The sequence below is a fragment of the Thomasclavelia sp. genome (genome assembly GCF_017889095.1).
In the GTDB taxonomy this organism is placed as follows: domain Bacteria; phylum Bacillota_I; class Bacilli_A; order Erysipelotrichales; family Coprobacillaceae; genus Thomasclavelia.
Genome location: NZ_JAGHEW010000195.1, coordinates 1 through 8527 on the forward strand (window position 1 = coordinate 1; position 8527 = coordinate 8527).

Annotated in this window: 8 protein-coding genes; 7 read left to right on the forward strand and 1 reads right to left on the reverse strand. The window is 30.1% G+C overall.

All coding sequences use genetic code 11. The annotated features are described in order from the left end of the window. Positions 1-219 precede the first annotated feature (219 nt). From J7M77_RS08360 to J7M77_RS08375, 4 genes are all read left to right on the forward strand, one after another. Positions 220-1314 carry an MBL fold metallo-hydrolase gene (locus J7M77_RS08360; protein ID WP_296877410.1) on the forward strand — a complete coding sequence of 365 codons (1095 nt, stop codon included), beginning with the start codon at positions 220-222 and terminating at the stop codon, positions 1312-1314. Positions 1315-1531: 217 nt separating this feature from the next. After that, positions 1532-2191: a hypothetical protein gene (locus J7M77_RS08365; RefSeq protein ID WP_296877412.1), complete on the forward strand. Its 660-nt coding sequence runs from the start codon at positions 1532-1534 to the stop codon at positions 2189-2191. Between the two features lie 11 nt (positions 2192-2202). After that, positions 2203-3516 (forward strand): hypothetical protein, encoded by a 1314-nt coding sequence (locus J7M77_RS08370; RefSeq protein ID WP_296877414.1) that lies wholly within the window; start codon positions 2203-2205, stop codon positions 3514-3516. Then, the gene (locus J7M77_RS08375) at positions 3500-4252 is read left to right on the forward strand and encodes an ABC transporter ATP-binding protein (protein WP_296877416.1); all 753 of its coding nucleotides are present in this window, start codon (positions 3500-3502) and stop codon (positions 4250-4252) included. Before J7M77_RS08370 ends, J7M77_RS08375 begins: the two co-directional genes overlap by 17 nt. Positions 4253-4441: 189 nt before the next feature. On the opposite strand, the gene J7M77_RS08380 is transcribed toward J7M77_RS08375, so the two are convergent. Continuing rightward, a complete protein-coding gene (locus J7M77_RS08380; protein WP_296877418.1) occupies positions 4442-5299 on the reverse strand; it encodes a LysR family transcriptional regulator in 858 nt (285 codons plus the stop codon). Between the two features lie 113 nt (positions 5300-5412). Here J7M77_RS08380 and J7M77_RS08385 point away from each other — a divergent pair, with 113 nt between their 5' ends. From J7M77_RS08385 to J7M77_RS08395, 3 genes are all read left to right on the forward strand, one after another. Beyond that, positions 5413-6366, forward strand: coding sequence for an aldo/keto reductase (locus J7M77_RS08385; RefSeq protein ID WP_296877420.1), 954 nt, complete (start codon positions 5413-5415; stop codon positions 6364-6366). Positions 6367-6480: 114 nt separating this feature from the next. Next, complete coding sequence (locus tag J7M77_RS08390) at positions 6481-7314, forward strand: oxidoreductase (RefSeq protein ID WP_296877422.1); 834 nt, start codon at positions 6481-6483, stop codon at positions 7312-7314. An 18-nt stretch (positions 7315-7332) separates the two neighbouring features. Further along, entirely contained in the window at positions 7333-8313 is a 981-nt protein-coding gene (locus tag J7M77_RS08395) for an aldo/keto reductase (protein ID WP_296877425.1), read from the forward strand. Positions 8314-8527 lie beyond the last annotated feature (214 nt).

The window sequence follows — 8527 nt, forward strand, 5'->3', positions numbered from 1 at the left end:
ATCAGAAGGAACGGATAAATCAATCATAAAGTCATCTCCTGATATAATTATAGTAGTAAAAAGGGCGAATTGCATATAAAACGCATCATCACCCTGGTGGACAAAATTTATTTTGTCCCTTTTTTATATATGCTTTTAAAGTATAATAATCTATTTAATATAAGTATTGGATATAAATAATTAACAACTGTATAATCACAAGTAAAGAGGTGAATGATAATGGTTAAAAAAATAGCTAAAATAGTTTTGATCGTAATTTTAGTGATTGCGATTGTGGCAATATTGTTTATTAAATTATGGAAACCGTTTGGTCAAAGTCCTAGTAGTGCTAAAAAAGAGTTTTACGAACAAAAATCTGATTTGTATTATGATGGAACGTTTCATGGTGATCCCGAAATAAATGTTATGAGTGAAAATGAAAGTGAATTTGACAGTGACGAAGAAACTGTTCCTGAAAATAAAATCCCAATACATCAACTAAGTGAAATTCCAACAGCATCAGTTGATGATTTAAAGTGGGTCTGGTTTGGTCATTCTTCTTCAATGTTACAAATGCAAGGGTTAAATATCTTGATTGATCCTGTTTTTAGTGATTATGCTTCATTTATTAATGGGATTGGTCCAAAAAGATTTTCTGACTTACCCATTACTAGTGAAAATTTACCAGAAATAGACGTTTTGGTAATTTCTCATGATCATTATGATCATTTAGATTATGCAACGATTAAAGATATTGATGAAAAAGTTAAAACCTATTGTGTTCCTTTAGGGGTTGAAAATCATTTAATTCGCTGGGGCGTAGATGAAAGTAAGATTAATAGCATGAACTGGTGGGATGAAATTGAAATTGATGGTTTAACGATTACTTCGGTACCGGGGCGTCATTATACAGGACGTTTGCCTTGGCAAAAGAATACGACTTTATGGAGCGGTTTTGTTTTTCAAAATGAAAAATATAAATCTTATTATACTGGAGATACTGGTTATGGTGATCATTTTAAAGAAATTTATGAACACTTTGGTGCAATGGATCTAGTAATTCTCGAAGATGGTCAATATGATAAATCTTGGGAAGCAATTCATTTATTGCCTAAGCAAGGAATCCAGGCAGCTAAAGATGTTGAAGCTAAATGGGTCGTACCGGTTCATTGGGGAACTTTTTCGATTTCATATCATGCTTGGGATGATCCAGTTAAACAAATAACTAAATTAGCTAAAGAAGAAAATATTAATGTAGCTACTCCAATGATTGGGGAAATTGTTGATTATCAAAATATTGAAAAATACCAGGAAAAATGGTGGGAAGAAGTATGATCGTGTGGTCATACTTTTTTTATAAAGTGATTATTAAATTAAAGGTTATAGAAGGTAATGATGTTAAATGAGATTAATATAATAAAATTAATATTTATGAATAAATCTATTAACAAATCCATAGAAATAGTATAAAATAAAAGTGTAATAAAAATATAATTTACAGGCAATCATTTTATTTATCTTGATTATAATCGATATTTAAGGGGTGATGATGATGAAAAAACTAAGAAAGATTATAATTGTTACGATTTTATCACTTTGTGCTTGTATTTTTTATATTTATCAAAATGTTAGTAAAAGAGGAGTTTTTTATTTCGATACCCATCTCCAATTAACACCAATGAGTTTTATTAGTGGATCTGGTGATGAGGAAACTTATTTTGTTTATTTATATTCAAATGAAGATAAGTATCAAGATATTAATAAACAGGTAAAAGCATTTGGTGATAAAGAAAATTTATATTTGGTTAATTTAGAGGATAATCAAGATAAAATTGAAAATTTTGACTGGAAGGAATTTCATCAAGAAAATGATCTTGAAATCGGGATAGTTAATGATGATGGGCAAATTGAATATTACGTAGGTGAAAGTAAAGAAAAATATTTAAATAATGAAACTAATAATGTTGGTGGTAAGATTAATCAATATCAAATTATTGTCGCTGACAAAGAATATCTAAAAATCAATGATAAAGCTAAAATTGATCATGTTTATGCCAGTTTATTAACACCAGATATTCATTATAATCTATATAACTTAATAAGAGAAAAGTTTGTATTATTAGATACACCGATGTTATTAGAAATGTCGAGTCTATCTATAATTAATTATTATTATGGCATTGATGGCATAAGTGGTTTTGTTACCAGTTAGGAAGTGATATCATGTTACAGGTTTCTTTGGAAATGTTGAAAAAGGATTATAAAAAGATATTTAATTTTGTTTCTACCGTAGCTATAATTTCATGCATTAGTACTGTTTTATTACAGTTTTTCAATAATCCGGAGATCAATTATGTTACTCAAATAAAGATGGATAATAGTTATGTAGGAAATCAGGATTTAGAATTTACAACCAATTTTTTTGATGGACTATATAAAGGATCAATGATTTTCTTATTATTAATTATCTTTACTACTTTAATCATCTACTCATGCAGTTATTATAATAAAACTCATAGTCAAATAATTGGCCAGTTAAAAATGGCGGGTTTAAAAAATTATCAAATTGCCATGTATCAAATCATCCAGTTAGTCTTAATTATTTTAATTGGATATTTAATGGGAGTTGCTTTAAGTATTATCATTATTCCAATGGTTCAGTATTTTGCTTATTTGTTTATTGGAATCAATCAAAGCAGTTTAGTTTATTCATTAAATACTTTTATTCAATCATTAGCAGTATTTGGTTTGCTACTTATAATCGTAGGATTAGTGGAAATGAATTATGCTATAAAAACAATAATCGTTGATTTATTAAAAAAAGATACGGCAATAATTTATAAAAGAAGAAAAGAACGTTTTTCACAAACTGATTGTCTTTATGTGTTTTTGTTTATTGTAGGTATTGCTAGTATGTATATGGGAAAATTAACCCAGGGATTAGTTTTTCCGGTTTGTATAGGTGCGATTGGAGCTTATGGAATTATTGAACGAGTGATTCCGGAATTATATGAAGAAAAATTGGAAAATAGTTATGTAGAAAGTAAACAAAATTTAGTTTATCGTAATTATTTGATGAATTTATTAGAGTTAAAATCATTATTCTTGATGTTTTTTCTAGTTGTTATTATTTTATCAACGATGATCTATACTAATTATAATAATAAACATTACAGTGTTTTATTTCATTTAAGTTATTTTTTAAGTAATATTGCATTGAGTTATACTTTGGCCAATCGCTTTACTAATAAGCGGTTGTTGAAAAAAAGATATTATCGAAATTTAAGCCGGTTAGGACTAAATAAAATAGAAATTGTTAAAATGGCTCAAAAAGAAATTATTTTAGTTTATCTAACTTTACTTGGTATAGGAATTTTGTTTTTAGTCAATTTGATGATTGGTTTTGCTTTAAGTGATCATATTTCCTGGCTATTTGGAATGTTGTTGATTGGTGAATTTATCATCCCGTTATTTATTTCGAGTATTGTAACGCTTGTTAAAGAAAAGAGGTTTATTAATTATGGAAGCAATAATTAAAACTGAAAAAATGGAGAAAACATATAATCCTTATGGTCCAAATCCTAAAAAAGCATTAAGTGATATTTCTTTAGAAATTGAAAAAGGCAGTTTTACTTGTATTATGGGAACTTCTGGTTCGGGGAAAACTACTTTGATCAATGTTTTATCAACGATTGATGAAGCAACTGGCGGGGCGGTTTATTTAATGAATCAGGATTTACGTACATTAACCGAAAATCAAAAAGCTGATATTCGTAAAAAACAGATTGGTTTTATCTTTCAGGATTATAATTTAATTGATTCATTAACGATCAAAGAAAATATCTTATTTTCATTAAAACTAAATCAAAAGAAAAATAATATTGATGATCAAAAAATAACGGAAATTGTAACTAGTTTAGAAATAGACGATATTTTAGATAAATATCCTTACGAATGTTCCGGCGGACAGCAGCAAAGAGCCGCAATTGCCAGGGCATTAGTAACTAACCCTACTATTTTGTTTGCCGATGAACCAACGGGGAATCTCGATAGTATTCGTGCCAAACAGTTAATGGAATATTTGGTAACGATAAATCAAAAATACGGTATAACGATCATTATGGTAACTCATGACTGTTTAATTGCTTCATATTCATCTAAGATGCTGTATGTTGAAGATGGCAAGATCGTCAATCATTTAGAAAAAGGCAATGATACGTTTGAACAGTATTATAGCAAGATTGCTAAAATTACCATGAAGATTGATTTATAAAAGAACTTAGAAATTAGCTAAGTTCTTTTTTAGAAATATGGTTTTATTTTATTGATCTGATCTTATCTAGATATTTTTTTAAATCATCGCTATTAAAAGGTTGACCATGGCTCGGATAAATCATAATATAACCCCAATAAATCCATGTATTTACAAATTGATTGCCAACGTTAATTATCTTTACCATAATTAAAAATCATAATAATTTTCAATTTTATCAATCAATTCACGATATTTATTTTTATCATGTTTAAACATAACTAAATAAAAAGTTACATGGGCTTCATCATCGCTTAATGGGATAATGATTCGATTATTGATCTTACCTTCACGTTTAATTGATAAATTTGAAGTATACGATGGTAGCATCGTCGCTTTAACGATCTCATTAAAAGTTAAGCGTTCATCTTGGATCAAATATTTAGTATTGGGCGTTTTTCGTATGTGCAAATCATGCCAAAAACCGATATTAGAATATAATAACATTGTTTCACCATCAAGATCTTTAAAACAAACTTCTTTACGATCTTTTAAATGATGATTTAATGGTAAAGAAAGATAAAGATCTTCTTCTAGATAAGGAATACAGATTAGTTCTTTATCATTAATTTCATCAGGAGTAATAATAATTTGATATTCATTGTTTTTTAAACTAGTTATTAATTCATGCTGGTCAATAACATTACTAACAATTTTAATTCCCGGATAAAGACTTTCAATGATTGGTTCAATATCCCAAAGTGGTGCTGGAGCACAGCTGGCAATAGCGATTGATTTAAATGACTGGTCAAATTCTTGAACTGAGCTAACCATTTGTTTCACATTTTTTAAAACTTTTAAAGCATATTTAACAGCTAATTCACCATTTTTGTTTAAGACAACTTTATTTTTATAATGATCAAATAATTGAACCTGAAAATCAGCTTCTAAGCGTTGCATTGAACGACTTAAAGCCGGCTGTGAGATCAATAATTCTTTAGCAGCTTTGGAAATAGTTCCATTTTTAGCGATACAGACTAATTGTTCTAACTGGTTGATTTCAATCATTTTTTCACCTCCACTATGCATTTAAATTATACCACATTTCGATATTAGTATTGTACTTATTTGTAATAAAAAAATAAAATATAGATATACCGATAAAGAAAAGGAAGAAATTTATGAAGACAAGAATTTTAGGAAATGGATTAACAGTTTCAGCTTTTGGTCTAGGCTGCATGACTATGATTAATAAAGATGAACAGGATATGATCGAATTAATCCGCGAAGCCGTTAATTTAGGCATTAATTTCTTTGATACCGCAGAAATTTATGGACCATATTTTGATGAAATATTAGTTGGTAAAGCCCTAAAACCAATTAGAGATCAAGTAATTATTGCCAGTAAATGTGGGTTAAAGATGGTAGATGGCAAGCAGGTAGTTGATGGTAATTTAGCGGGAATTCGTAAATCGTTAGAAGGATCATTGCAGCGTTTACAAACTGATCATATTGACTTGTATTATTTACATCGCGTTGATCCTAATGTTCCCATTGAACAAGTCGCTAATTTAATGAAGTCTTTTATTGAAGAAGGCAAGATTAGATATTGGGGCTTATCCGAACCAGGAATTGAAACAATCAAAAGGGCTCATGCAATTTGTCCTCTTACGGCAATTGAAAGTGAGTATTCAATGATGTGGCGCCAGCCGGAAAAAGAATTATTAGATTTACTCGAACAATTAAATATTGGCTTGGTTCCGTTTGCTCCATTATGTAAAGGCTTTTTAACGAATGGTTTTGATAAACAAAAATATCAAAATGGAGTACCCCGTTTTTTAGAAACTAGTTTAAAAAAGAATCAAGCATTAATTGATGTAATTGATGAACTGGCAAATAATAAAAATGTTACTAGAGCCCAGATTGCTTTAGCGTGGTTACTAACTAAAAAAGAATATATTGTACCGATTCCCGGGACGACAAGATTAGAGCGGTTAAAAGAAAATATTCAGGCTGTTGACCTTAAATTCAGTGAAAAAGAATGGGAAACTTTAAATCAGGCATTAGATTCTTTAGAACTGGTTAATGGTAGATATATTCCCGGATCTGACTTTGAAAAAAGAGTGGGACGATAATTAATACTATGCGTTAAAGTTATAGTTCGTTTCGTTATTGGTATTGTACTTATTAATTAAAAAATCATAAAATATAGTTGTCAAAAGAAAAGAGAGAAGAGAGGTAAATAAAAAATGAAAACATGGTTAATTACAGGATGTTCAAGTGGTATTGGTGCTGGGATTGCTAAAGCGGTATTAAAAAGTGGTGATCAGGCAGTTGTAACGGCACGTAATAAAGATAAAGTTATGGATATTGTTAAAGAGTATCCAGATACAGCTTTGGCGGTATCTTTAGATGTATGTGATAATGAAAGTATTAAAGCAGCAGTTAAAGCGGCTAATGAAAAATTTGGAACAATTGATGTTTTAGTTAACAATGCTGGTTATGGTTATCGTTCAGCTGTAGAAGAAGGACAAATTGATGAAGTTAACACACTATATCAAACTAACTTATTTGGTCCAATTGAATTAATTAAAGAAGTCTTGCCTGCAATGCGTAAACAAAAATCAGGTTATATTTTAAATGTAACTTCAATTGCAGCTGCTAGATCAGCAATTGGTTCTGGATATTATGCTTCATCAAAAGCAGCTTTAGAATTATTAACTAATGGTTTAGCTAAAGAATTGGCACCACTAGGAATTAAAGCAATGGTCGTACAGCCAGGAGCATTTAGAACTAGATTCTATGATAGCGAATCATTAAAAGGAACAAGCAAAGAAATTGGTGATTATGCTGATACAGTAGGAAAAACAAGAGTTGGTAAATTTGAAAACAAACACATGCAACCAGGTGATCCTGATAAAGCTGGAGAAGTAATCGTTAAAGTAGTAAATGGTGATGAACAACCTGAAATCTTAACTTTAGGAAAAGATGCAGTAAGTGCAGTAAAAGCAACTTTACAAGCTAAAATTGATGAATTAGATAAATGGGCTGAAGTATCAGCAAGCTGTGATTATGATAATTAAATAAAAGGAGAAACAAAAATGCGTAAAGTACAACTTGGAAAAACTAATATGTATGTTAATGTGATTGGACTTGGCTGCATGGGATTATCTCATGCTAGTGGCGTGCCAACACCAAAAGAAGAAGCAGTAAAAGTTTTAAGAGCTGCTCATGATATGGGTTATGATTTTTATGATACAGCTGAATGTTATACGGGAATTAATCCTGATGGAACAATTAATTATAATGAAGAAGTAGTTGGTGAAGCCATCAAAGATTTTCGTGATGAAGTTATTTTATGTACTAAATTTGGAGTAACTCATAAAGGTGATCATTTGGAATTTGATAGTTCACCAGAAAAAATTAAAGCTTCGCTTGAAGGTTCTTTAAAAAGATTACAAACTGATTATGTTGATATTTATTATCAGCATCGCATTGACCCTAAAGTTGAACCTGAAGTAGTAGCGGGAGTAATGAAGGAATTAATCGAACAAGGAAAAATTAAAGCTTGGGGTATTTCTGAAGTAAATGAAGAATATTTACGTCGCGCACATGCAGTATGTCCAGTTACAGTAATTGAAAATCGTTATTCAATGATGGCAAGATGGCATGAAAATTTAATGCCAGTTTGTAAAGAATTAGGAATTACTTATGTAGCCTTTTCACCAATGGCTAATGGAGCTTTATCAGGAGCTTATAAATCTAAACAAGATTTTGGTAGCGGTGAACAAGATTTCCGTCCGAATATGCCTCAATACAGCGATGAAGGAATTCAAAAAACAAATGAATTATTAGCTGTTGTTGATCAAATTGGACAGGCTCATAATGCTACAAGTGCTCAGATGTCACTTGCCTGGATGATCAATAAATATGATTTTATTATTCCGATTCCTGGATCAAGAAAAATTGATCGTTTACAATCTAATTTTGAAGCTGGTAATATTGAATTATCACAAGATGAAATCAAAGTTATTGATGATAAATTAGCTACCATGGAATTTAAAGTGTTTGGTGGTCATTAAGCAAGACGATAAAGTCTTGCTTTTTTATTAATATTCATACTTGTATGAATATATTGACTTCAGTCAGTTGAGCATACGAAGTATGCGAAATAAAAAACCACCTGCTTTGCGGGTGGAGCGATATAACAGTTATACAAAAACTCACCTTTCCGTTATATACTAAAGTTGTTCAGGCTATCATATATGGAAGGAAAGGTGATAAAGTATGGCTCAA

Bases quoted from the DNA above. Each gene is read 5' to 3' on its own strand.
- J7M77_RS08360 (WP_296877410.1), top strand. From the start codon at position 220: ATGGTTAAAAAAATAGCTAAAATAGTTTTGATCGTAATTTTAGTGATT.
- J7M77_RS08365 (WP_296877412.1), top strand. From the start codon at position 1,532: ATGAAAAAACTAAGAAAGATTATAATTGTTACGATTTTATCACTTTGT.
- J7M77_RS08370 (WP_296877414.1), top strand. From the start codon at position 2,203: ATGTTACAGGTTTCTTTGGAAATGTTGAAAAAGGATTATAAAAAGATA.
- J7M77_RS08375 (WP_296877416.1), top strand. From the start codon at position 3,500: ATGGAAGCAATAATTAAAACTGAAAAAATGGAGAAAACATATAATCCT.
- J7M77_RS08380 (WP_296877418.1), bottom strand. From the start codon at position 5,299: ATGATTGAAATCAACCAGTTAGAACAATTAGTCTGTATCGCTAAAAAT.
- J7M77_RS08385 (WP_296877420.1), top strand. From the start codon at position 5,413: ATGAAGACAAGAATTTTAGGAAATGGATTAACAGTTTCAGCTTTTGGT.
- J7M77_RS08390 (WP_296877422.1), top strand. From the start codon at position 6,481: ATGAAAACATGGTTAATTACAGGATGTTCAAGTGGTATTGGTGCTGGG.
- J7M77_RS08395 (WP_296877425.1), top strand. From the start codon at position 7,333: ATGCGTAAAGTACAACTTGGAAAAACTAATATGTATGTTAATGTGATT.